This is a genomic window from Anaeroplasma sp. (assembly GCF_034179385.1).
GTDB lineage: Bacteria > Bacillota_I > Bacilli_A > Acholeplasmatales > Anaeroplasmataceae > Anaeroplasma.
The window spans coordinates 1-24,441 of the sequence record NZ_JAXFPY010000041.1; the positions used below are offsets into that span (position 1 = coordinate 1).

General features: G+C 35.2%; 26 protein-coding genes and 5 tRNA genes. All 31 read right to left on the reverse strand.

The window, feature by feature from the left end; translation table 11 throughout:
- The coding region (atpD, locus tag SPJ17_RS02765; RefSeq protein ID WP_321092549.1) for a F0F1 ATP synthase subunit beta at nucleotides 1–1,110 on the reverse strand (1,110 nt) is incomplete at its 3' end.
- Entirely contained in the window at nucleotides 1,110–1,985 is an 876-nt protein-coding gene (atpG, locus tag SPJ17_RS02770; protein WP_321092551.1) for an ATP synthase F1 subunit gamma, read from the reverse strand. The genes atpD and atpG, both read right to left, overlap by 1 nt.
- A 9-nt stretch (nucleotides 1,986–1,994) precedes the next feature.
- The gene (gene atpA / locus SPJ17_RS02775) at nucleotides 1,995–3,503 is read right to left on the reverse strand and encodes a F0F1 ATP synthase subunit alpha (RefSeq protein WP_321092553.1); all 1,509 of its coding nucleotides are present in this window, start codon (nucleotides 3,501–3,503) and stop codon (nucleotides 1,995–1,997) included.
- A 9-nt stretch (nucleotides 3,504–3,512) separates the two neighbouring features.
- On the reverse strand, nucleotides 3,513–4,025 hold the full coding sequence (gene atpH / locus SPJ17_RS02780; protein WP_321092555.1) for an ATP synthase F1 subunit delta: 513 nt from the start codon (nucleotides 4,023–4,025) through the stop codon (nucleotides 3,513–3,515).
- A gap of 2 nt (nucleotides 4,026–4,027) precedes the next feature.
- Nucleotides 4,028–4,606 carry a F0F1 ATP synthase subunit B gene (gene atpF, locus SPJ17_RS02785; protein ID WP_321092557.1) on the reverse strand — a complete coding sequence of 193 codons (579 nt, stop codon included), beginning with the start codon at nucleotides 4,604–4,606 and terminating at the stop codon, nucleotides 4,028–4,030.
- A 44-nt stretch (nucleotides 4,607–4,650) separates the two neighbouring features.
- A complete protein-coding gene (gene atpE, locus SPJ17_RS02790) occupies nucleotides 4,651–4,920 on the reverse strand; it encodes an ATP synthase F0 subunit C (protein WP_321092560.1) in 270 nt (89 codons plus the stop codon).
- Between the two features lie 21 nt (nucleotides 4,921–4,941).
- Complete coding sequence (locus SPJ17_RS02795; protein WP_321092562.1) at nucleotides 4,942–5,628, reverse strand: FoF1 ATP synthase subunit a; 687 nt, start codon at nucleotides 5,626–5,628, stop codon at nucleotides 4,942–4,944.
- Nucleotides 5,629–5,632: 4 nt separating this feature from the next.
- Complete coding sequence (locus tag SPJ17_RS02800) at nucleotides 5,633–6,034, reverse strand: hypothetical protein (RefSeq protein WP_321092565.1); 402 nt, start codon at nucleotides 6,032–6,034, stop codon at nucleotides 5,633–5,635.
- Nucleotides 6,018–6,263 (reverse strand): hypothetical protein, encoded by a 246-nt coding sequence (locus tag SPJ17_RS02805; protein ID WP_321092567.1) that lies wholly within the window; start codon nucleotides 6,261–6,263, stop codon nucleotides 6,018–6,020. Before SPJ17_RS02805 ends, SPJ17_RS02800 begins: the two co-directional genes overlap by 17 nt.
- Nucleotides 6,263–6,886 (reverse strand): uracil phosphoribosyltransferase, encoded by a 624-nt coding sequence (gene upp / locus SPJ17_RS02810; RefSeq protein ID WP_321092569.1) that lies wholly within the window; start codon nucleotides 6,884–6,886, stop codon nucleotides 6,263–6,265. Before upp ends, SPJ17_RS02805 begins: the two co-directional genes overlap by 1 nt.
- Nucleotides 6,887–6,888: 2 nt before the next feature.
- A complete protein-coding gene (gene rpiB / locus SPJ17_RS02815; protein ID WP_321092572.1) occupies nucleotides 6,889–7,335 on the reverse strand; it encodes a ribose 5-phosphate isomerase B in 447 nt (148 codons plus the stop codon).
- Between the two features lie 145 nt (nucleotides 7,336–7,480).
- Complete coding sequence (locus SPJ17_RS02820) at nucleotides 7,481–8,080, reverse strand: hypothetical protein (protein ID WP_321092574.1); 600 nt, start codon at nucleotides 8,078–8,080, stop codon at nucleotides 7,481–7,483.
- Between the two features lies 1 nt (nucleotide 8,081).
- Nucleotides 8,082–8,747 carry a hypothetical protein gene (locus tag SPJ17_RS02825; protein WP_321092576.1) on the reverse strand — a complete coding sequence of 222 codons (666 nt, stop codon included), beginning with the start codon at nucleotides 8,745–8,747 and terminating at the stop codon, nucleotides 8,082–8,084.
- 11 nt (nucleotides 8,748–8,758) lie between these two features.
- On the reverse strand, nucleotides 8,759–9,862 hold the full coding sequence (gene ugpC, locus SPJ17_RS02830; protein ID WP_321092578.1) for a sn-glycerol-3-phosphate ABC transporter ATP-binding protein UgpC: 1,104 nt from the start codon (nucleotides 9,860–9,862) through the stop codon (nucleotides 8,759–8,761).
- A 15-nt stretch (nucleotides 9,863–9,877) separates the two neighbouring features.
- Nucleotides 9,878–10,483, reverse strand: coding sequence for a hypothetical protein (locus SPJ17_RS02835; RefSeq protein WP_321092579.1), 606 nt, complete (start codon nucleotides 10,481–10,483; stop codon nucleotides 9,878–9,880).
- Entirely contained in the window at nucleotides 10,476–11,216 is a 741-nt protein-coding gene (locus SPJ17_RS02840; protein WP_321092581.1) for a hypothetical protein, read from the reverse strand. The genes SPJ17_RS02835 and SPJ17_RS02840 overlap by 8 nt, the downstream gene beginning before the upstream one ends.
- A gap of 26 nt (nucleotides 11,217–11,242) precedes the next feature.
- The gene (locus SPJ17_RS02845; protein ID WP_321092583.1) at nucleotides 11,243–13,612 is read right to left on the reverse strand and encodes a hypothetical protein; all 2,370 of its coding nucleotides are present in this window, start codon (nucleotides 13,610–13,612) and stop codon (nucleotides 11,243–11,245) included.
- A gap of 10 nt (nucleotides 13,613–13,622) precedes the next feature.
- Nucleotides 13,623–14,501 (reverse strand): carbohydrate ABC transporter permease, encoded by an 879-nt coding sequence (locus tag SPJ17_RS02850; RefSeq protein ID WP_321092586.1) that lies wholly within the window; start codon nucleotides 14,499–14,501, stop codon nucleotides 13,623–13,625.
- A 14-nt stretch (nucleotides 14,502–14,515) separates the two neighbouring features.
- Nucleotides 14,516–15,580: an ABC transporter permease subunit gene (locus SPJ17_RS02855; RefSeq protein WP_321092589.1), complete on the reverse strand. Its 1,065-nt coding sequence runs from the start codon at nucleotides 15,578–15,580 to the stop codon at nucleotides 14,516–14,518.
- Between the two features lie 17 nt (nucleotides 15,581–15,597).
- Nucleotides 15,598–16,392 carry a hypothetical protein gene (locus tag SPJ17_RS02860; RefSeq protein ID WP_321092591.1) on the reverse strand — a complete coding sequence of 265 codons (795 nt, stop codon included), beginning with the start codon at nucleotides 16,390–16,392 and terminating at the stop codon, nucleotides 15,598–15,600.
- A 192-nt stretch (nucleotides 16,393–16,584) separates the two neighbouring features.
- Nucleotides 16,585–17,718: an SAM-dependent methyltransferase gene (locus tag SPJ17_RS02865; RefSeq protein WP_321092593.1), complete on the reverse strand. Its 1,134-nt coding sequence runs from the start codon at nucleotides 17,716–17,718 to the stop codon at nucleotides 16,585–16,587.
- 65 nt (nucleotides 17,719–17,783) lie between these two features.
- Nucleotides 17,784–18,788 carry a DUF1508 domain-containing protein gene (locus tag SPJ17_RS02870; RefSeq protein WP_321092595.1) on the reverse strand — a complete coding sequence of 335 codons (1,005 nt, stop codon included), beginning with the start codon at nucleotides 18,786–18,788 and terminating at the stop codon, nucleotides 17,784–17,786.
- Nucleotides 18,789–18,804: 16 nt separating this feature from the next.
- Complete coding sequence (locus SPJ17_RS02875; protein ID WP_321092598.1) at nucleotides 18,805–20,013, reverse strand: hypothetical protein; 1,209 nt, start codon at nucleotides 20,011–20,013, stop codon at nucleotides 18,805–18,807.
- A 260-nt stretch (nucleotides 20,014–20,273) separates the two neighbouring features.
- Nucleotides 20,274–20,347, reverse strand: a tRNA-Gly gene (locus SPJ17_RS02880).
- Between the two features lie 7 nt (nucleotides 20,348–20,354).
- A tRNA-Pro gene (locus SPJ17_RS02885) sits at nucleotides 20,355–20,431 on the reverse strand.
- 113 nt (nucleotides 20,432–20,544) lie between these two features.
- Entirely contained in the window at nucleotides 20,545–21,969 is a 1,425-nt protein-coding gene (gene pyk, locus SPJ17_RS02890) for a pyruvate kinase (protein WP_321092600.1), read from the reverse strand.
- 376 nt (nucleotides 21,970–22,345) lie between these two features.
- The gene (locus SPJ17_RS02895; RefSeq protein WP_321092603.1) at nucleotides 22,346–23,464 is read right to left on the reverse strand and encodes a GGDEF domain-containing protein; all 1,119 of its coding nucleotides are present in this window, start codon (nucleotides 23,462–23,464) and stop codon (nucleotides 22,346–22,348) included.
- Nucleotide 23,465: 1 nt separating this feature from the next.
- The gene (locus tag SPJ17_RS02900) at nucleotides 23,466–23,843 is read right to left on the reverse strand and encodes a hypothetical protein (RefSeq protein WP_321092605.1); all 378 of its coding nucleotides are present in this window, start codon (nucleotides 23,841–23,843) and stop codon (nucleotides 23,466–23,468) included.
- Between the two features lie 239 nt (nucleotides 23,844–24,082).
- A tRNA-Thr gene (locus tag SPJ17_RS02905) sits at nucleotides 24,083–24,158 on the reverse strand.
- A 4-nt stretch (nucleotides 24,159–24,162) separates the two neighbouring features.
- Nucleotides 24,163–24,238 (reverse strand) — tRNA-Val (locus SPJ17_RS02910).
- Between the two features lie 65 nt (nucleotides 24,239–24,303).
- A tRNA-Asn gene (locus SPJ17_RS02915) sits at nucleotides 24,304–24,380 on the reverse strand.
- Nucleotides 24,381–24,441: the final 61 nt, after the last annotated feature.

A 24,441-nucleotide genomic window follows, 5' to 3' on the forward strand; every position in this document is an offset into this window, starting at 1 on the left:
CTGAACTCTTCTTGCAACATCATAGTGCTCCTGTCCAACAATGGATGGCTGAAGTGCTCTTGATGTAGATGCTAGTGGATCTACGGCAGGGTAAATACCCTCCTCTGCAAGTTTTCTAGATAGGTTTGTTGTTGCATCTAGGTGTGTGAAGGTTGTTGCTGGAGCTGGGTCTGTGTAGTCATCTGCAGGAACGTATACTGCCTGAATGGAGGTAATAGATCCATTCTTTGTTGAAGTAATACGCTCTTGAAGCTTACCCATTTCTGTAGCTAGGGTTGGCTGGTAACCTACGGCACTAGGTACTCTACCAAGTAAGGCAGAAACCTCAGAGCCTGCCTGAGTGAAACGGAAGATATTATCAATGAATAATAATACATCCTGATGTGCTTCATCTCTAAAATGCTCTGCCATTGTTAAACCAGTTAAGGCAACTCTCATACGAGCTCCTGGTGGTTCATTCATTTGTCCAAAGACCATGGCAGTTTTTGAAATAACTCCAGACTCTGTCATTTCATGATATAGATCATTACCCTCTCTCGTACGCTCACCTACACCAGAGAATACGGAAATACCACCATGCTCCTGCGCAACATTGTGAATTAACTCTTGGATTAATACGGTTTTACCAACACCGGCACCACCGAATAAACCAATTTTACCACCCTTAATATATGGAGCTAAAAGGTCAATAACCTTAATACCTGTTTCAAAAATTTCAACATTGCTGGATAATTCATCTAGCTTTGGTGCCTCTCTATGAATTGGCATACGAGGTACTTCTTTATCAATTTCACCCTTGTGGTCAATAGGCTCACCTAAAACATTAAATACTCTTCCAAGTGTTGCCTCACCTACAGGAACAGAAATTGCACCTCCTGTCGCAATGACCTCCATCCCACGACGAAGTCCATCGGTAGAATCCATTGCGATACATCTTACCTTGTTATTACCAATATGTAGAGCGACTTCAATAGTTAAATGAATTCCAATGCCATTGTTCTCTTCTTTATTAACATCAATCGTTAATGCTTCGTTAATACTAGGTAAGCATCCCTCTTCGAATAAACAATCGACAACGGGGCCCTTAACCTCAACGATATGTCCTTTCATTAATCGTCGCCTCCTATCGCATTCGCACCGCCAATAATATCAATTAATTCGTTTGTAACGACACTTTGACGTGCTCTATTATATAATAGCTGAAGCTTTGCAATAATCTCCTCTGCATTATCTGTAGCACTCTTCATAGAATTCATTCTAGCAGAATGCTCTGCTGTTTTAGCATCTAGAATAATACCATAGATCATATCCTCTAAATACATTGGAAGTAATAAATCCAATGTTTTTTCGATTCCAGTTTCATATACAAAGTCAGTTTGTTGATGGCTACCCTCAATCTTCTTAATTGGAAGTAGCTCCTCAAAGGTTACTTCTTGAGTTAAGCTATTTACGTAATGATTATATACAATAACTAGCTTATCAATTTCTTTATTTAAATATGCCTCCACAAACTTTTTAGCTAATGGAGCAATATCTACAAATAATACATCATCTCTGACATAGGTAGGATTTTCCTCAAGCATAGGATATCCCATCTTTTTTAAATAGAAATGGCCCTTTTTACCGATAGCTGCAGTAATAAATTCATCCTTGGATTTATGATTTTCCTTAATCTTTTCCGTTAAAGCTTTTTCAATAGAGGAATTATATGCACCTGCAAGGCCTCTATCCGAAGTGATGATGAAATAAGCCGTTTTCTTAATATCTCTTCCTAAAAGTAATGGATGCTGATATTCTCCACCTGCCTTTTCCACAATTTGAGATACTGTATCTTGGATTCTTTTCATAAAGTCCTTGTAGGCCTTATAGGTCTTTTCAGCACGCTTTACCTTAGATTGAGATACTGTATACATCGCTTTTGTGATTTGGGCTGTACTCTTTGTAGAATTGATTCTAATTTTTACTTGACGTAAGGAGTTTGCCATAAGCCCCTCCTACATAAACTTTTTGTTAAATTCAGTTAAATATGCATCCATCTTGGCTGAATCTGGTAATGTCTTTGTTAAACGTAATGTTTCAACAAGCTTCTTACCATCATCGGATGTTTTCATATCAATATATAAGGATTCCTCATATTTTGCTAAAGCCTCAACAGGAATATTATCTAAGAAGCCATGCGTTAATGCATATAAAATCATTGCCTCTTCTTCCATATTTAGAGTCTTATGTAAATCCTGTTTTAATATCTCTTGTGTTCTCTTACCTCTATCGAGCTTAGCCTTAGTTACTGCATCTAGATCTGAGCCAAACTGAGTAAAGGATTCAAGCTCATGGTAGGATGCTAAATCTAGTCTTAGTGTACCAGATACCTTCTTTACGGCCTTCGTTTGAGCCGCACCACCAACACGAGAAACAGATAAACCTGCATTAATTGCTGGACGAATACCCTTATAGAAGTAATCGCTTTGTAAGAAGATTTGTCCATCGGTAATAGAAATTACATTCGTTGGAATATATGCAGAAATATCACCAGCCTGGGTTTCAATAATAGGAAGTGCTGTAATAGAACCTCCGCCAAGCTCATCGTTTAATTTTGCTGCACGCTCAAGTAATCTAGAATGTAGATAGAATACATCACCTGGGAAGGCTTCTCTTCCTGGTGGTCTATGTAATAATAATGACATCTCTCTATATGCAACGGCATGCTTAGATAGGTCATCATAAACGATTAATACATCCTTACCCGAGAACATAAAATATTCTGCTAAGGTTACACCAGAATATGGTGCTAAATATAGCATTGGAGCTGGATTGGATGCAGATGCAGAAACGATAATAGAATATTTCATTGCATCATTGTCCTTTAATGTTTCATAAACATTGGAAACGGTAGATTCCTTTTGACCAATAGCTACATAAATACAAATAACATTCTGATCCTTTTGATTCAAAATGGTATCAACTGCAATTGATGTTTTGCCTGTCTGACGATCACCGATAATAAGCTCACGCTGTCCTCTTCCAATAGGAACTAACGCATCCAAAACCTTAATACCCGTTTGTAGTGGCTCGCATACACTTTGACGATCCATTACACCAGTAGCCTTCATTTCGATTGGACGAGAACCATTTGCCTGAATTGGTCCAAGTCCATCAATAGGCTCACCAAGTGGGTTGATAACTCTTCCAATGAAGTCATCACCTACAGGCACCTCCAAAATTCTACCAGTACACTTAACTAAATCGCCTTCCTTAACCTTAGAGCATTCACCAAGTAGGATTACACCTACACAATCCTCCTCAAGGTTTTGAACCATACCATATACGTCATTAGGGAAAACTAAAAGCTCTGAGGCCATAGCCTTGTCAAGTCCATGAACTATGGCAATACCATCGCCTACTTTAACAACATGTCCAACATTTTCTGTTGCAATATCTTCTTTATAAGCCTTAATTTGCTCTTTAATAAGGCCAGATATTTCAGATAAATTAATATTTGCCATGCTTCCCTCCTATAGTGATCCTCTAATCTTATCTAATGTACCCTTTATGGATGCATCAATGGATGCATCGTCCATAAGAATTTGTACACCACCAATAAGATTTGGATTAATTTCATTTATAATTTCAATTTTCATATTCGGATATTTATTCAGAAGAGTTTCCTCAAATTCCTTTAATCTTTTTGGCTTAATCAGATCTATAGAGATTAGCTTAACTCTTAGAATATTATTATCCTTTAAAACAAGCTTTTCATATTCCTTATAAATATCATTTACCTTATCAAAACGATTATGATCGATTAATACATATAAGAAATGAAGAAATGTTTCATCTAAGGAATGATATACCTTACTAAGGATTCTTTTCTTTTCCTCCTTATGAATAAAGGGTGAAACTAAAATATCACTAAATTCCTTAGTTTTCGTGTCTATGACTGCATTAAAGCAATTTGTAAATACTTCGATTTTATTCTCTTCCTTAGCTAAATCAAAAACTGCCTTTGCGTATTCACTTTCTACCACTACTAGCAGCCTCCTTTAAGAATATCTGTAACAACATCTAAATACTTATCCTGATCAATTTCTCTTGCAACAATCTTTTCTGCTGCCTGAAATGCAATATCAACGATTTCCTTTTTGATGCTATCTTCCATATTCTTCTTTTCTTGTTCAAGCTCCATAGATAAATTATCCATTCTCCTTTTGGCTTCTTCCTTAGCAGAATTAATAATTTCATCTCTTCTTATATTAGCTTCCTTTTCTGCCTGATCGAGCATTTCCTTTATATGATTCTTAGCCTTAGAAAGCTCATCTTTCATATCCTGTTCAACTAAAACCGCATTTTCCTTAGCAATTTTAGCATCCTCAAGCTCTTTATCGATGGCACTTCTTCTAGCCTCTAATATATTTGTAATTGGCTTCCAAAACAAGAAACGGACTGCAATAAATAAAATTAGTGTGGCACAAAGCTGAACAACTAAATCCATAAGCTCTGAAGGCAAAGCCTTAAGTAATTCCTCAGGATTTGAAATCAAGAAAATAGGGCCAAGGCCTTCTTTTATTGCCGCATTAATAGCGTCAATAGCTGGTTGCATATCTATCATATCTTTATGCCTTAGCTACACTGTAGCTTCCTTTCTTTTTATTATTATGCGAATACAATTAGAATGGCGATAATTAAACCATATAGACCAGTAGTCTCAGATACTGCCTGACCAATTAACATGGTTGTACGAATATTACCTGCCATTTCAGGCTGACGTGCCATTGCATCTACTGCGTGTGCAGCAACATTACCTTCACCGATAGCTGCAGCAAAACCTGTAAATACAGCTAAGCCTGCACCGATGTATTTTAAACCGTCACCAACCTCGATTAAAGCAGTGAAAATGTTCGTTAAAACTGTTAATAAATTCATAATTATTTTTCTCCTTTTAAATTATTTTGAATATATTTTTTCTTCATCCTTAATCTTCATAGATGTAAAGATAATCGATAGAATTACGAATACTGCAACTTGGATTAATCCAAACGCAATATCAAATAGTAAATTGATAAATGGCATAATTGGTATTGCCCAATATTGGAGCAATTTCTTTATCAATATTGAAATAGCTGTACCTGAAATGACATTACCAAATAAACGTAAGGATAAGGATATCGGTAAAGTAAATTCCGATACGATATTCATCGGTAGCATTACAGGATTTGGATCTAAAAAGCTCTTTAAATATCCCCCTATACCATTCGATGCTATACCAGATGCTTGAATTACAAAGAATGTTGTAAGTGCAAGCGCAAAGGTAACAACAACATAGCTTGTTGGGTTATCTAATAAATAAACAGAGGATATATTCGCAAAGAATATAAAGATTGTCAGGGTTAAAAACCATGGTGCATAGCTTTTCCACCTAATACCTATACTATCCTTTACGAAGCCGTTGATTAAATCAACAATCCATAAAAAAGGTACGAGCCATAAGGGTGTTTTCTTCAGTGGATCTACTTTCTTTAACACGAAGAATAGAATTAGGAAAAATAGGATTAAGCCACCTGTAATCAATAGTGTTGCTTGAATAGGCCCATTCATATTTTGCCAATATGTGCTAAGCGAACTCCAATCCAAAATCTCACCTTCCTTCCTTAAAAATGATTAAAATTATAATAAATACAACCTTAACTGTCATAAAGCCACCTAATACCATCAATGTAGTCTCAAGTAGGCGATCTTTATGAAAGTTATAAGCTAAGATAAAAACTATAGCTAAAAATAGAAGAATAACAAGTATTCTAAGACCATACCACAAAAACGAATCCTTCTTAGGATGAAATAGAACCTTTTCTACATCATTCATTTGAATTCTATAGAATCTTCTATTTTGTATCACCATAAGAAGATGTGTAATTAACCCCATAACAACACCTATTGGGTAATACCACCAATATAAATGAAATATACCCAATACGGTACTTACAAGAACAAGGAATAAAAGGATAATACTATAAAAATATAATCTATTCTTCTTTTCCATCTAAATCCTCTTTTTTCTTTTCTTTTTCTTCCTCTTTAAGAAGATACAAAAGATAAGTAATAAAGGAAAATAAGCCAAATATCAAGCCAACGATAGCAAGTATGATAGGCCATGGGGAATCCTTATTGATAAACCAACCAATAACAAATCCTAAGATGGTAAGAATCCCCATAGAAAATATTCCTTGTGTTGCTAAAGTATAGGTTTTAGCTGCCTTGCCAAGTTTCACTATCTTGTCCCGAATAAGCGGTCCCCACAATCTCCAAGGCCTGGCACTATATATCCCTTCTCATTTAGTTTTTCATCTAATGATGCAAGATAAATAGGTACATCTGGATGATCCTTTTGCAATGTCTTTACACCCTCGGGTGCTCCAACTAATCCTACATAACGGATATCCTTGCAGCCTCTTTTCTTTAGCATAGTGATAGCCGCACTTGCGCTACCACCTGTTGCAAGCATTGGGTCAACTAATAATACAATAGAATCCTTAATTGTATCTGGGAATTTCGCATAATACTCATGAGGCTCTAGGGTTGTCTCATCTCTAAATAAGCCAATGAAGCCAACCTTAGCTGTCGGAATCATACTTCTAATTCCATCTACCATACCTAAGCCTGCACGAAGTATAGGTACAATCACAACATCATTTGCAAGCTCATATTGGATACTCTTACAAATTGGAGTTGTAATCTCTACAGGCTTAAGTGGGAAATCTCTAGAGATTTCATAAGCCATAAGTCCTGCAATCTCATTTACATTTTGATAGAAATCCTTTGTATTCGTTTCTGTCTTACGAATATTTGTTAGCTTATGTTTAATTAAAGAGTGGTTCAAAATTGTAATGTTCATACCTAGAATTCCTCCTCGTATTTTGCTATCTTTTGAATTCTTCTTTCGTGTCTTTCATTAAAAGAGAATTCCGTATCTAGCCAAACATCTACAATTTCATTTGCATATACCTTACCAGTATATTTTGCAGATAGGGCTAAGCAATTGGAATCGTTATGTAATCTTGTAAGTAAGGCAGCATCCTTATCATGAACTAGGGCACATCTTACACCCTTAACCTTATTCGCAATGATAGACATACCAATTCCTGTAAAGCAAATGACGATTCCTCTATCGGCTACCTTATCCTTGATATCCTTTGCAACCATATAACCATAATCCGTATAATCGCAAGAATCCTTTGTAAAGGTACCACGGTCAATAACCTCATGGCCTAATTCCTTAAGATGAGCGATAACACTATCCTTAAGCTCTAAAGCAGAGTGATCACAACCAATTGATATTTTCATACATTTTTAATCCTTTCTCAATAAATTTAACATATCAATTTATTATAACACGAAAACATACACTTTAAACGATTATAGAAAACGTTTTTTTAATGTATACATTAATTTTTTTAAAAATGAAAAGAGGGCATTTTGCCCTCGTAATCTAAGCCATTTGAATTTGCTTTTTATACTTTAAATATTGATATAGCTTAACAATATAATTCTTAGCTACTAGGAAAACTCCATCAACTAAAATAAAGCCAAGTCCATAGGAGAATGGTTCAATACCAATTCCTCCATTATCCATAAAGGACGGAACAAGCCTATAATAGCTAAATAGCAATACAATAAAGAACATAATTGTCATAGTAACTATAGAATATAGAAAATATGCTAAAAAGCCTAAGAACCCTTTAAGATTTAATACCATCCATTTATGTGTATTATTTCTTCTATTGTTCATTAAATGAGCTATGTGCTTAATACCATAATTTAAAAGGATAGCAAGGAATAAGGATACTAATACGATTGCACGAATGGTAATCGCATAATCCTCATAGATATCCGTTGTCTCCTTAGAAAAATCGATACCTAAATCTAAGCCGCCAATCAATATGAAGAAAACGGCAGCCGCAGCTGCCCAGAACTTCATAAAGGTAATAATTAATCCAGATGGAATCTTAGATAATTTGTCGACTTGATATGGCTCCATATCGCCATATTCGTCGATTTCTTCCCTTTCTTCTGTTCTATTTTTCTTCATCTTATCTGTCGTCGCCCTTCTCGTATGCACGGTTATAGTGAATGAAACCTAAAACGCATGCAAGTATGGATAATCCATCAGCGATGAATAGTACAATCATAGAGCCCATGTAATTGCTTAGGAAGTTAGATTCATATCCACCACCAGCAATTTCAAGCCTGTATAATGTACCATTTACTTCAATACCAGTATCATGATATGTCTTGAAATATGTTACTGCATATACATATGCGATAGTTAAACCAATCATAACTAATGTAATGATGGTTGCAGAAACTACAGACCCCTTGTTCTGCTTACTATTGAATGCAAGTGCAATAAAGATATTTAAAATACCAAGTAGCATTAAAATAAAGATTACAATACCTGTATAGTCATAAGGCATACCAGGTAGCATAGCTGTATATTTTACTAATTCTCCTGATTCTGTTGTGACATAAGAATAAGTATAGGTTAGCTGCTTAATAGTTGCAGCGTGTACGGATAGGAATAAACCAATAAGGATTCCTCCGATTCCTAGCATGAATGCAGGAAGCTTCATACGATTATACTTAAAGCTTTCTATAATGCTAAGACCAACTGTTTTAAGGTACTTACCGAAGTTCTTAAAAGCTTTTGCAGCCTTTCCTTCCTTCTTTGGGACCTGTTCATATCTACTTTGATCCATGAGGTACCTCCTTATCGAATTCTCTTTGTTGTTTCTACGTCGAAGAAATGAGCCTTCTCCATATCAAGAGCAAAATCAGCCTCAGTTACTTCAATTTGGTTTCTTTCAGTTACCTTACCTATGAATTGATCTTCACCAAATTTAGCATAAATTAGATTATATGCGCCTAAATATTCTGTATAATCAATACTCATATGAACGGTAGAATCCTTGAATTTAGCAAGGCTCTTTTCATCGATATATACATATTCAGGACGAATACCGAACTTAACCTGCTTGCCTGCATAAGAACCTAAGATTTCGCTTTGATGCTCAGTAAGCTTTAGCTGTACACCTGTTGCATCATGAGTGAAATACTCTAAAGCTGGGTCAATTGTACCATCAATGATATTCATTGGTGGAGTTCCAATAAATCCTGCAACGAATAGATCCTCAGGCTTATCAAACATTTCCTTAGGAGTTGCAATCTGCTTTACATAACCATCCTTCATAACAACAATTCTTGTTGCAAGTGTTAAAGCTTCAACCTGGTCATGTGTTACATAGATAAATGTAGTATTTAATCTTTCATGTAACTGCATTAATTCCTTTCTCATTGATCCTCTTAGCTTAGCATCTAGGTTAGATAGAGGCTCATCTAGTAAGAATACGATAGGGTTACGAACAATTGCTCTACCTAAAGCAACTCTTTGACGCTGTCCACCAGATAGCTGCTTAGGCTTTCTATTTAAGTATGGAATTAAGCCTAAGATATCTGCTGCCTTCATAACTCTTGCATGAATTTCAACTGGGTCAATCTTACGAATTGTTAATGAGAATGCCATGTTATGGTAAACTGTCATATGTGCATATAATGCATAATTTTGGAATACCATCGCGATATCTCTATCTGCAGGAGCTACATTGTTAACCTTCTTATTGTTAATAATTAATTCACCGGAAGAGATTTCCTCTAAACCAGCAATCATACGTAATGTTGTGGATTTACCACATCCAGAAGGACCACATAGTACGATGAATTCGCCTTTCTGGATTTCGATATTAAAATCATATACTGCATGGAAGCCATTTGGATAAACCTTGTTGACGTCCTTTAAAATAACTTCTTGTGCCATTTTTCGATTCCTCCCTTACTTTGTTTCCTTTAAGCTGTTTAAGTATGCTGTTAATTTCTTTGCCTTTAAGAAGCCAATTATACCACCGGCGATCATTAAGATACCTGCTAATACTAATAGGATAATTGCGATTAATCCTCTTGTTGTACCATCAGCTGGTAACCAGTTCACCTGACCGTCGCTGTTAATAATAGTTGCACCTAAGAATTTTGAAGCATTATTCATAGCCTCAACATCATCAGCAGCCTTAGCTGCTAGATATGCACTATAGTTTGTCATTAGCTGTAGAGGAATCCATAGGATACGGAAGAAACAAATAACACCTAAACCAATTAAGTAAAAGGAACCTCTTACTTGATAAGTCTTAGCTTTTTCGCAGCATAGGAATCCAAATAACAAAATAAATACATTTAAAATAATTTTGAAGATGACCTGGAAATTTTCAGGATTCATACTATTCATACAAACAAACGCTGCAAGTAAGCTTAAGGCTACACCACTTAAGCCTAAGGCATAAGCTAAACGGTTGTTTCTATATCTAAGCATTTCGATAGAATTCTTTGTGATTTCCAAATCGGACATCGCATTAAATGATGATTTCTTTTCTAGTTCATTAATCATTATTCTCTACCGCCTTACTTAAAATTTCTTGTCTTCTTTCCTTAGTTCTCTTAAACTTAGAGAATGTTAAGATTAACATGAATAAGGAATATACAATTACAACAATAATTCCAATCATATAGAATACAAGTGTTGTGCTTGTAACATAGAAGTAGCTTGCTAAGGCATCCTTAGCTCCAGCTGCACCTGCTGCTTCTGCAGCTTGGTATGCGGTTGTTCTCAAATCGGAATTTTGAAGTACTGCAACAGAATTAAATAATTCTAGATTTGCGCCTAGAGTGCCCATTGCACCAAGTAATTGAACTAAAACAATTACTCCGAATACGACTGTTGCAAGTGTTGCAACAACACTCATAAGGACATTTGTACCATAATAAATCTTTCTCTTATGGTTTTGGAATAAGAATAGTACTAATGCAGCAATTACAAGAACAATTCCAAACCATAGGATTAGGCTGTTTACGACATTCAAAGAATTTTGGAAATCATAAACTAATGTTTTATGATTGTCGAAGTTATCTCCAATCAAATTATAATAATCATATAATAATTTCTGATCCTGATTTATAGCATTTGTCATTTCGCTAGAGGCATTTTCAATACCTGTAGCGTCGACATTTACATAAATCGTATTATACTGTGTTTTAAATGGTAACGCAGAAATAATTACTGCTCCACCTAAGATCAGAAATATTAAATGAATGAGTTTCATATGTTTTAATAATTTTTTCATTTTTAACCTCCGATATTATTTGCAGTTTATTTCTGGTTAATGTATCCAGGGACACATGCATCACCTAAGGATTTTGCTAATAACCATAAGCACTTGCTGTTTCTTGCAGACATCTGGTTAAACACATCCTTATAAGTAATCTTGCTACCATTCTTAGCAGTCTTAATTACAAATAATGTTTCATCTGTACCATCAGAAATCTTTTGAGCTGTTGCTTCAGTATAAGGTGTAACAACTAGGTTTACCCAACCTTCATTCTTATTAACCTTATTTGTAGCCCAGAAGCCTGTGATACCATCCCATTCACCACTTGTATCTGTAACTGATGTTGTGAATTCTGTTGGAACACTACGATTCCAAGTGAATTTAGATGCTGTTGCTGTATTTTTTGCATTCGATAATGCATGCATTAATACGCCAGCGTCAATAGCCTTATTAATATTGGTTAAACCAACACGTCCATACTTATTTGTAACCTGTAGATTTAATCCTTTTAGACGAACATAGCCGATGCCATGAGTTGCTCCAACGTAGCCTCTCATGAAGCTCCAGAAATCAAGCTGTGAAGATGCAAGCTCTAGTCTTGTATAATCACTGATAATTGCATTTGCTTCACCAGCTACTAATTGATTAGATACCTTCTTGCTATTAAGTGTACTATCCATCCAGTAGTTTTCTGGACCATAGTTTTGAATTAATTGGCCAACATTAGAATACATGAAATCCATAATTCTTAATGCTGCATCCACACTATCAGATGAAGCAGGAATTGACCAAGATGTAGTCTGTAGGGATCTATTCGATTCGTAGTAACGAACTAAGCTCTTTCCTTCAGTGATTGTAATTCCGTTTTTATCGTATAAATGCTGCTGTGCCGTATTCTTTTCTGTTGACCAATAAGTTCTTGGAGGTAATACAGAACGAATACCTTGAGTATTTGCGAATTCCGAATCATTAGCCTGTGCTACAATAGATGGATCATCATACATCATGAAACCAAAGGAAGGATTTTCCATAGTCTTCTTGAAGTATTGATCATAGAATCTAGTAGATGTAGGTGTTGCACTAGATACATAGAAATTATCTAGAATTAAGCCTTCATTATAAATAGCAGAAATATAATTTAATGCATCATAGGAAGCATATGTAGTTTCAAGTGAGTTTAAGGTACCATCCGCTGCAAAATAGTAATTACCATTTTCGCTATCAACACCCTGAACACCCCAAAGCTGTGCTAAATCATAAATGTTATCAATTGCAGTAGCTATCTCTCCTCTTGGGAAGAATACTTCTACTTCATTATCCTCACTACCTGTAATAACACCAGGGTTAGCCTTAATTACTCTCATTAAAGCAATTAATTCATCTGTGTTATATGCAGCGGATTCGGAAATATATAAGTCTGCTGGAGTCTTATATACATTTGCCGTAAATAATGTAGCATATTTTGTCTTAATATAATTAAATAGCTGATTTGCTAAATCCTTGCCTGTACAGCCATCTGTTGCCTGTAATAACTGATTTTGCTTATCAATAATATTACCTGCAGCGGAGTTAAGTTCAAAAGGCTTCTTCTCGCCATTATAATAAACATCCACTATTTCAGTATCTGTTTGAATAAATGACTTATAAGCACCAGTTTGTAATACATTCTTATCAGGGTTTGTACCACCATTCTTCTTTCCTGTATCACCAACCTCTAGGGAAGCTAATACCTTAGATACCATCTCTGTATCCATGATGAATGTATTTTCAACTTCATTATCACCATCAAGATATGGTGTATAGTAAATATGTTTACCACTTACTGTAACAGATTGCTTAATGGAAGGGTTATCCTTTAAGTAAGCATATAGATTAGGCATCTTTGTTGTAGATGCTGTTGTAGCATCTCCTTCTGGATAGATATAAGGATATAAATCCTTTAATGTACCTGAATTACCAGCCTTCTTTAGATTATCTGTTGAGTTATAGAATAAATCGATGCTTCTAGAAGAATCAACCTCACTCTTATAACCTGCAGTTGCAATAGATGTATAAGCATTATCAATGGATGTTGCTGTATAACCTGATGCTTCACGAATATTTGTCTTTGTTAAGTCAGCAATTCTTGACCATGTAGGAAGAATTGAGCCTTGTGTATAAGTCTTTCCGTCAACGGAATTGAACCAAGATGTACCACGGAATGTAATTCCGGATTCACCATTATAATTGATATAGATATCTACATCTTTATTATCTAATTCAGAATAATTTACTGATTCGGAATAATCTACTAATGCATACGCTCCATCAGAGCCCTGCTGGTAGCTTCCTTCCTTCACAGCCTCACCGCAGCTTGCAAGTGTTAGAACAGCAAGAGCAGAAATTGAAGAAATCAATACTTTCTTTTTCATATTACTCCTCCTATTCCTTTACACCACCGACATTAACGCCGGAAGCAAAATATTTTTGAATCTTTGGATAAATTAAGATAACAGGAACGATAGAGCATACGATGAATGCGTATCTTAAGGAATATGTAGAATAGCTTAATTGGCCTCCACCGGATTCCTCAATGTTCTTAATTGTCTTATCCAAATATAATTTAATAAATGCTGTTAAAGGTAAATCCTTTTCGCCTAATAGCATTTGTGCCCATAAATATCCATTCCAGAATTCTACAGCATAGAACATTGCAACTGTAACAATAGAGGACTTGGAAATAGGGATATAAACTCTAGTCAAGATTTGGAACTCTGTTGCGCCATCGATTGTAGCAGCTTCTTCGATTTCCTGAGGTACACTCTGGAAATAGTTTCTTAAAAGGATGATATTAAATGCATTAACACCTAAAGCAAAGATGAAGAATACACGGCCATTACCACTGAATAAGCCATCACGGAACATTACATAATTTTGATATGTAGGAATAATACCTGCACTAAACCATAATGTAACAGTTAATAAGAAGTTAAAACCTCTACCGAATACTAATCTTGTCTTAGATAATGCATAAGCACCGCAAACACCAACTAACATGGAGATTGCTGTACCATAAATTGTAATATAGAAAGCATTACAATATGCTAACCAGAACTGTTTATTCTCAAAAACATCAACATAAGCGTTAAGCTGGAATCCAAGTGGAACAATAACTACCTGGCCTGCATCTACAAAATTCTTTGCAGAAATGGAGTTCATTAATATGAAGATAAATGGATATAAACAGCATAATGCAAAAATGGTTAATAGGATATAAGCTAATAGCTTAAATACTATTTCTGATTTGTCTAATCTTTTCATCGCCATACCTCCAATTAGAATAATGATGTAGAGGATACACGTCTACTGATTGCATTAGCACCTAATACTAGGAACATTGCTAAAATTGAGTTGAATAAGTCAGCTACGATACCCAATTGCTGAATTACTTCTGAACCTGTAGCACCTGCTGCCTGACCTGACATACGATATACGAATGTAGATACAACGTCTGCAGTTTCCCATGCGTTAGAATAATCACCAACCAATAGGATAATTTGCTCATATCCAACACTTAAAATTTGACCGATTCGCATAATTAGCATGATCGTTAATGTAGGAGCCATGCCTGGGAATGTAATATAGCGAATCTGCTGAATCTTTGAAGCACCATCAATACGAGCTGCCTCGTAATTTGTTGGAGAAATTGCTAGAATTGCTGCAAAGAATACAATAGAGTTATAACCAGCATCCTGCCATACACCACTAATCTGATATATTGGTCTGAAATATCTTGGATAACTTAGAATACTCTCTTGAAGCACCGTAACCTCTCCTGCTTCATTTGTTACATTTAACCAACCAAAAGTCTTACACATGTTGTATACCCAACCACCAGCGGCTGTTCCACCACCAGCAGAAATAGTACCTTCACACCATAAGCTTATGATTGTGGTTACTACTGTTAAAGATACGAAGTGAGGTAAGTAAGCACATACCTGAACAACGCTACGATACCAGCCAGTCTTAATTTCACTGAATAGTAACGCTAAAATAATAGGAATCGGGAATCCTATAATTAAACCGTACATACTATTTACGAAAGTATTACGGAATGCTCTCCAGAACATAGATGATGAAGTACCGAAGAAAATCTGGTTAAACCAATATAAACCACACCATTGGCTATTGTAAACCAAATCGTTATCGTTACCCCACTTAAAGCCGGTTAATAAGCCTTTAATCGGTAAGTATTTAAAGCAGAATACAAACGCGATCATTGGGATTAAAAGGACATATAATCTCCAGTCTCTAGCTAGGGCGTGTAAAGTACGTTTCCATTTTGTACGTTCGACTTCATCAACAACGTCTTGATTTGTTTCAACAACTACATTTTGCATAAACACACCATCCTTTTCTACTGCTCTGACGAATCTTGTTTTTCTTCTATTTTATTTGATTCATCATTTTGAGTTTTTTCCTCACTCTCGTCACTGAAATTAAATTTCCCGAATGATTTCATATACTCGAGCTCGGCCTCTCTTTGTTTTTTATCGTCAATGAGCTTTTCAATAGCGTTATTTAAAGCTCCTTGAGATCTAAGAACTAATGAGCCAACTACTCCTACAGCTAGTCCAAATAAATTGTACATAAAGCCATATTCAGCATAGTTAGCAAGATTCTTCATGTTTTCTACTGAATTTCCACTTTCATCCTTTGTATAATAGATGAATGGAATATTTGCAACAGATGTAAGATTGCCTGTTGTAAATAATCTATAGAACATAAATTGGATCACACAGTAGATAATATAATCTGCAACCAAGATTAAAAGCATCTTCCAAGGACTCTTTAAAATCTTGTTTGTTTTATGATTTCTAAATAAAATTACATTTAATCCAATCGCCAGAAGTCCAATCATCATAGATAGGATTAATTGCCAATTAGAAAAGCTATAAAAGGCTGCATAATACGATATTTCACTAAAATGACCACCGAGTATCGTAGACATAACTAGAAATGGGATAGGAATTAGTCCCCAAAGCTTCCATCTAGCTACAGCGATAAAGACAATCAATAGTGAAAATGTAATCGTAGGTGCAGCATCTAGTAAAAAGCCAATGAATCTTGATACTAATCCTTCTAGGATACATCCTATTACCGTTAGTGCCAATAAATCGATGACCATATACTTCAAAACACTCTTGTTCATATGTTTACACCTAAGTAATTTTTCACCAAAAATATTATTTTTGCTATTTCAGGGCGCACTACTCCCCATAATAGCGTTTTCATATACCTCATTGTATCATTTGTACATTTAATAGTCAATAGAATGACCGCTTTTTTTTGTGCAAATTGCCCAAAAAGAAACAGAAAGAGAAAGCACCGAATTCCTCCGGTGCTACTGTTCTTCTTTTGTAAACAAAAGACTATATAATTTTTGGGAAATATTATATTCCAACAGGATGGAATCAATCTCTTCCTTTATCTTAGGATTTAAAGAATTATTGGTTTTTACTGCACGGATTAGTAAATTCTTAGGCGAATTTTCAAAATCTACAAACTCCATTACATTTGTTTTATAGCCATAATACTGTAAGATATTTGCACGAATTGCATCAGTTAATAGTGCTGAGAATCTATCTTTTAAAATACCGAATTTGTTTATAATATGTAAATTCTTAGAGTCTAGCTCTAAATTAATTTCATGCTGGCAGCATGGAACAGAGAAAATATATTTTACATTCATTGTAATCGCATGATATAGTGCATAATCCGTGGCAGTATCACAAGCATGTAAGGTAACGATCATATCAATATCATTCTTTTCCTTATATTTTGCGATATCCCCTTTATAAAACTTTAATTTACTATAGCCATACTTATCTGCAATTTCATTGCAATGATCTATAACATCCTCTTTTAAATCAAGGCCAGTAATATTTACATCCATCTTTTTTATTTTCACAAAATAGTAATAAAGAATAAAGGTTAAATAGCTCTTTCCACATCCAAAATCAATAATGTTTAAATGCTTTTCTTCCTTAATACAATCATCAATAATCTCTAGGAATCGATTAATTTGTTTAAATTTATCATACCCTGCCTTTGTAACCTTACCATCAGGCATTTGAATATCTAGATCAACTAATGCAGGAACGAGTGTTCCATCTTCTAGGATATAGTTTTTCTTTTTGTTGTGTGAAATAGGAACTAAGGATACTTCCTTTGCTTTTCTTTTATTCGATAAAACCTTACCCTTTTGTGTAACTCTATAGCTATAAATATATTCTTCTGTCGTAAGCTCTAGATTATTGAATTCATCATTCAAGAAGGAAATGATTAAGGCCTTTGCTTCAGATTCTTCTACATTTTTATGAAATACCTGCTTATCGGTATATGTAGCAAATTGAAGTATCGGCTTATCTTTGATAAGAATCGTATCTATCTTTACCTTTTCATTTTTCTGATTCTTATCCTTTTTTCCGGATATAACGCCTTTTATTATTTTTTCAGGAAGTGTAATTTCTAACATACATACCTCACTTTATACAAGAAGAAAGGGGGAAAATCCCCCTAAATCCTCATTTAAATTTATTATTATTTCTTTGAAGACTTCTTTTCAGCCTTCTTAGCCTCGGCCTTTGCCTGTTGATTTAAATCAACTACCTCAGCAAGCTTGTAGAAGGATACTACAGAATTTGCAGCAGAAATTGCGCTTGTCTTAGTCTTATAGGATTCACCTACTGCGACAACTCTATTCGACTTAGTATATAGCTTATATTGGTAATGACCTGTCTTATCCTTAATAGACTTGAAGGTTCCTTCTTCTACATACTGCTTGAATTTTTCGATGGAGCCTAATAGGCTAGCCTTAGATGTATAGCCTTCCATTTGTACCAAGATTTCACCATTCGATGCCTTTAAATCCCAGCTAAATTCACCATCAGATTCTTCAATTTCGTATTTACCGCCAGTCTTATCCTCTGTGGATGTAATCTTAATCTTTGTTGCAGATGCTAAATCATCATCCTTAATTTCAACATCAACAATATCTGCCTTTAATGCGAACTTCTTGAAGGATTCTGCTGCACGATTTGCACTAGCTTCCTTTGCATAATTTGCAGAAAATAATAATACTCTACGATTACTAGATAGCATCTTGAATTTGAATTTGCCCTTCTTATCCGAAAATACACGTAATTCACCAACTTCAACATTCTTTTTAACTGTGTTAATAGCTTTTAGGATACCATCTCTTGTTGTATAGATTTCAGATGTTACTAAAACCTTACCATTTGATGCCTTTAGGCGATATGCATAGCCATCAGCTGCCTGATATACTTCATACTTACCATTGTATCTACCAGTTTTTGGCTTATCTTGAGCTTCCGCCTTCTTCACTTCTGCCTTCTTAACGATTGGCTTCTTTGACTCAGTTTGAGCTTCTGCCTTCTTCGCATTTCTACGATCCATTTCAGCTAATCCCTTTTCGTATTTAGCCATTATAGCATCAATTTCTAAAGCATTCTTTGACTTCTTGATTCTTTCAATATCAGCAAGTAATTCTTTCTTATCAATTGTGTTTTTCTGTAACTTTGCCATTTTCCTTACCTCCTGATTATTCCTCAATATACTTCAATAGATCATTTAATCTGTTAACTGATTCTTTTCTCTTTTGAGCAAGAGATGGCTTCTTTACTGGAGCTGCCTTGCTTGATGAAGGTTTTGGTGTAGCCTTAGGAGCTTTCTTTGTAGGTTCCTTCACAGGTTTCTTTGCAGGTTTCTCCTCTTCGGTTTCTTCTACTTGTTCTTCTTCAACAGGCTTTTCAGCAGGTTCTTCTTGAGTTGTTTCCTCTACTGGCTTTTCAGCAGGAGTTTCTTCAACAGGCTTTTCAGCAGGTTCTTCTTGAGCTTCTTCCTTAACTGGCTCTTCAGCAGGAGTTTCTGCAGCCTTAGCCTCTTCTTCCTTCTTTGCTCTAGCACGAGCTCTTAAAGCTGCAATTCTTTCTGCACGAATTCTTGCTGCTTTTTCCTCTTCAGTTTCTTCTGCTTGTTCTTCTTCAGTTGGTTCTGCATTTGGTTCTTCTTGAGTTGCTTCTTCAACTGGTTCTTGAGCTGGCTCCTCTTGAGCTACTTCCTCTACTGGCTCTTGAGTTGGCTCTTCTTGAGCTACTTCTTCAACTGGTTCTTGAGTTGACTCTTCTTGAACTGCTTCCTCTACTGGTTCTAGAGTTGGCTCTTCTTGAGCTGCTTCTTCAACTGGTTCTTGAGTTGGCTCTTCTTGAGCTTCTTCCTCTACTGGCTCTTGAGTTGGCTCTTCTTGAACTGCTTCCTCTACTGGCTCTACAGTTGGCTCTTCTTGAGCTACTTCCTCTACCGGTTCTAATGTTGGCTCTTCTTGAGCTACTTCTTCTACTGGCTCTACAGTTGGCTCTTCTTGAGTTACTTCCTCTACTGGCTCTGAAGGTTGTTTCTCTTCAGCAACATCATCCTTCTTGGTTTCGTCATCTGAAACCTTCTTCATACCAGAAGCAGTAATTACTACAGTATACTTTCTTGAATCCTCTTTAGTTTTTTCCTCTTCCTTGTTAGATTCATCCTTAACCTCTTCAGCATTAACATCCTTTGTAGGTGTAGCCTTAGTAGCTTTTAGCTCATTAGATTGAACGCTAGTCGTTACATTTTCCAACCTCTTTTGTTCATCCTTTTTTCTCATTCTACTTCTAATTCCGGCTAAAGATACCCAAATTAAAACAAAAAGAACAATTCCACCTATGATAATTAACAAAATTTGTGACTGTTCAAGTGCTAAAAAATTTAATGTCATATCGTACCACCTCGAAAAAATATGTGAATTTTTAAAAGATTTTTCTTTATGTTTTATTATAAAATAATAACGCTTTTTTCGCAAGTGGAAAGAATCAACTAAAATGCTTATTTTTGAACAAACTCTATAATTGTTATTAAATTTTTGACAATTTTATTTCTCTCCCCAAAAAATAAATAAAAATTCGATAGAAAAGGCCCTGCAATTTCACAGAGCTTTCTTCCAAATAAAAAAGAGCCTTAATGGCTCATTACTAGCAATGGAGCGAGTGATCGGGATCGAACCGACGTCATCAGCTTGGAGGGCTGAGGTTCTACCATTGAACTACACTCGCAAATAAATGGTCGGGATTATAGGATTCGAACCTACGACATCTTGGTCCCAAACCAAGCGCTCTACCAAGCTGAGCTAAATCCCGAGCTGTGTTTTATCTACACGCCCGTTTATTATATCACAGCATTTTTTAATTATCAACAACTTTTTACACTTTTTTTAAAAAAATGAAAAGGCCCTTATAGGGCCTTATCGCTTTTAGATTTCATGAAGCTTAATTGTATCTGTAATTGCATTACCTACAATAGAGGATGCACCTGTAATAATTACACGGTCTCCCTTAGATACGAGTCCTGTCTTTAATGCTTCTTGCAATGCATATTCGAACAATTCATCAACAGAATTCTTCTTTTCTGCATAGATAGGATAAACATTCCATGCCAAATTTAACTGACGACATGCCTTTTTGTCAACAGTTAATGCAATAATTGGACAATCAGGATGATAAGCAGAAAGCTTAAATGCAGTTTGGCCTGCATTTGTAACACAAATGATTGCCTTTGCATGCATCTGATATGCACAGGATACTGCAGCATTACAAATAGAAGATAAGAAATCCTCACCTAAATCTAGGTTGCATTCCCAGAATCTATGCCTGTAATCGATATTGGATTCTGTATATTCAGCTATATCCTTCATAGCTGTAACAGATTGAAATGGATATTTACCTGCAGCAGATTCTCCAGATAGCATAATAGCTACAGTCTTATCATAAATTGCGTTTGCGACGTCGGAAACCTCAGCACGAGTAGGTCTTGGGTTTTGCTGCATGGAATCTAACATTTGAGTTGCAGTAACTACAAGCTTACCCTTCTTGTAGCACTTTTCAATTATTTCCTTTTGAATCTTTGGAAGCATCTTGAATGGAACCTCAACACCCATATCACCACGGGCAATCATAATACCATCCGATACCTCAATGATTTCATCCATCTTAGAAATACCTTCCGTATTTTCAATCTTAGAAATAATACGAATCTTTCCAGAAGTATCATATTTGTCTAATAATTCACGAACAGCTAATACATCCTCTGGTCTTCTTACGAAGGATGCAGCAATATAATCTACACATTCTTGAATACCAAAAATTAAATCACTTCTATCAACCTCAGAAATATATGGCATATCTACAATAACATTTGGAATATTGATAGATTTACGATTGGACAATGTTGCGTTATTTAATACCTTTGTAACAATATTCTTCCCCTCAACACGAAGAACCTCAAATTCAACCTTACCATCGTCAGCAAGGATTAATGTACCTGGCTTATTCACATATAAAGCTAAATCAGGATAAGTTAAGCCTACCTTAGTTTCATCACCAACCATATCATAATCGCTACAGAAGGTAAATTCTTGGCCTTCCTTAAGCTCAACCTTGCCATCCTTAAATAATCTTACACGAATTTCAGGACCCTTAGTATCTAGTAATATAGGTAGTGGTACACCAAGCTCACTTCTTACCTTCTTTACACGATCCATTCTGACCTTTTGTTCCTCATGAGTACCATGTGAGAAATTTAATCTTGCACAGTCAAGACCATTTAAAATCATTTTCTTTAACATCTCTTCGTCATCACATGCAGGACCAAGAGTACAAATTATTTTTGTTTTACGCATAGAATATCACCTCGTCTCTTATAGTTTACCACAAAAAGATGGTTTGCGGTAGATAATTCACTAGATAATTTCATAAGAAAAATAATACGTATATCCTATGGATATGGAAATTTCCACTGTTGACGATCTAGGGTTATGTACATTTTTAAGCGACATGTCCCATTATCTAAAGTCGATACTGCGATAATAAAACGAAAAAAGAGAAATAATTGCATTAAAAAAGTTATTTGCCATAGAAAAAAGGAAATCTACCAACCAAGTTTCAGAAGGGATTGATTTCCTTTTTTTAAAATCTATCAAACGATTGGCTGTTACCAACTTTAAACAACCAAAAAATTAGGGAGGCTTTCTTTTCATAGAAATGCCCGAATTTTATTTAGTATATTGGATATACCTGATTCTTTCCATTATATTTTGCTTGATATAAAGCTTGGTCTGCTCTATAGAAAATTTCTTCTGATGTCATTTGAGCCTCCTTGACATTATAATAGCCAATGGATAAGGAAACTCTTGTGCCATCTAAGAATAAAGAATCATTATCTGCAACAGCCTTTCTTAATACCTCAAGTGCAGCAACATTCGCTTCTGGGTTTGGGTTATTAAAGATGATGGCAAATTCATCACCACCATAACGGAATGGAACACCACACTTATCAATTGCAGTAACTATAGTATCGGATACATATTTTAAAATGTCATCGCCAACACCATGACCATAGGTGTCATTAATGTTTTTAAAGTCATCGATATCTAGCATTGCAATCGCAAAGCCTCTTTTATCTCTTCTTGCTTTAGAGAGCTTTGCCTCAAGAACACTATAGAAGCTAGTATGATTTTGAAGGCCTGTTAGACCATCCGCTCTATTTTCCTTAACTAATTTTGCATTTTCACTTTGCATTTGAACCAATATTTTTTCTCTTTGTCTATGGATTTGAACATCTAAGAATACGATAATGGCTACAAGAATACAAATTAATAATACAATAATTGCGCTACCCCAAGTGTAAAGATTACCACTTCTTTCTCTTTCTGGGGTTAAGAACATATTAGCAATTGTTGATGCCAAAATGCCTAAGGTAGATAAAACATTTCCATAGGTAAAGGTCTTATAATCTAAGAATAATATAGAAACCAAAATTGGGATGACAAATCCACCTAGCATAGCTAAGAAATAATGATGAACGAGTGCTAATACTAAAGAAATTAAAAATAAGCTTGTAATGACAACATAGTTCTTAATGCGTGGTTGAATTTTTTTTGATTTTAAAAGGATCAAAGTAACAATAATGACAACCAAATTACTGCCTGCAGGTGCTATTACATAAGGTAGGAAATAACCTTTGAATAGTTCATTAGTAAAATCAGGGCTTTGTATAATAAAAATACCTATAATGAATTCAATTAAGGTAACAATTCCCCATCCTGCAATGAAAATAATGTTTATAATGTTGATTAATTTCCCATAAATTTCGTCATAAATTCCATTATCATTCATTTTATAAACCTCCCTTTAAAGAAACTGTTATGATGAACAAAAAGGTTAATGCAATAGAAAGTATAAACCCATGTATTGCACCTCTTCTTGCTTTAAATGCTAAATCTGGCTTTTTATAGAGAAATAAGAAAAATATAATGATTCCGGCTAAAGGAAAGAAAAATCCCAAAAAATACCAGCCAATAGATGCTCTACTGATATCGATATTCATCATTTGATTCATATTTTCGTTAGCATTTTTTGTGTGTTCTTCATTCTTTTCTTCTTCTGTTTTAGAATCTATACTTATAAATTCATCATCAAAATCTATTGGAGAACCACAATGACTACAAAAATTAGAGTTGTTTGGTGTATCAAAGCCACATTTCTTACATTTCATATAGTTATCCCCTTTTTTTTAGGTGATTAAAAGTATATAACAAATCGAATAGTAAGTCAACGTTCAGCAAAATTTATTTTATGGTATGAAATTCTATAAAACAACGTTCTTTAATTCATTATATCATCTAGATATTGAAATTATTATTATCTCGATTTGAAAAAAACGTTTAAAAGCCATTTGTGTAAAATAGTTAAAAAAATAAAAAACACTGAATAAATCCAGTGTTAAATCCTAAGTGGTGCCGACTATAGGAATCGAACCCACAACCTACTGATTACAAGTCAGTTGCTCTACCAATTGAGCTAAGTCGGCACGATGGTGGAGGACAACGGGCTCGAACCGCTGACCCTCTGCTTGTAAGGCAGATGCTCTCCCAACTGAGCTAGTCCTCCATATATCGTAGTTTTATTTTATTAAAATGCTTCTCTTTTGTCAAACCTTTTTTATAAAAAAGAAATGGCGCCCACTGAGAGACTTGAACTCACGACCCCCTGATTAACAGTCAGGTGCTCTAACCAACTGAGCTAAGTAGGCATAAGTTTAAATCAAAGAGAGAGCCTGGCAGCTTCCTACTCTCGCACGATCGAACGTACTA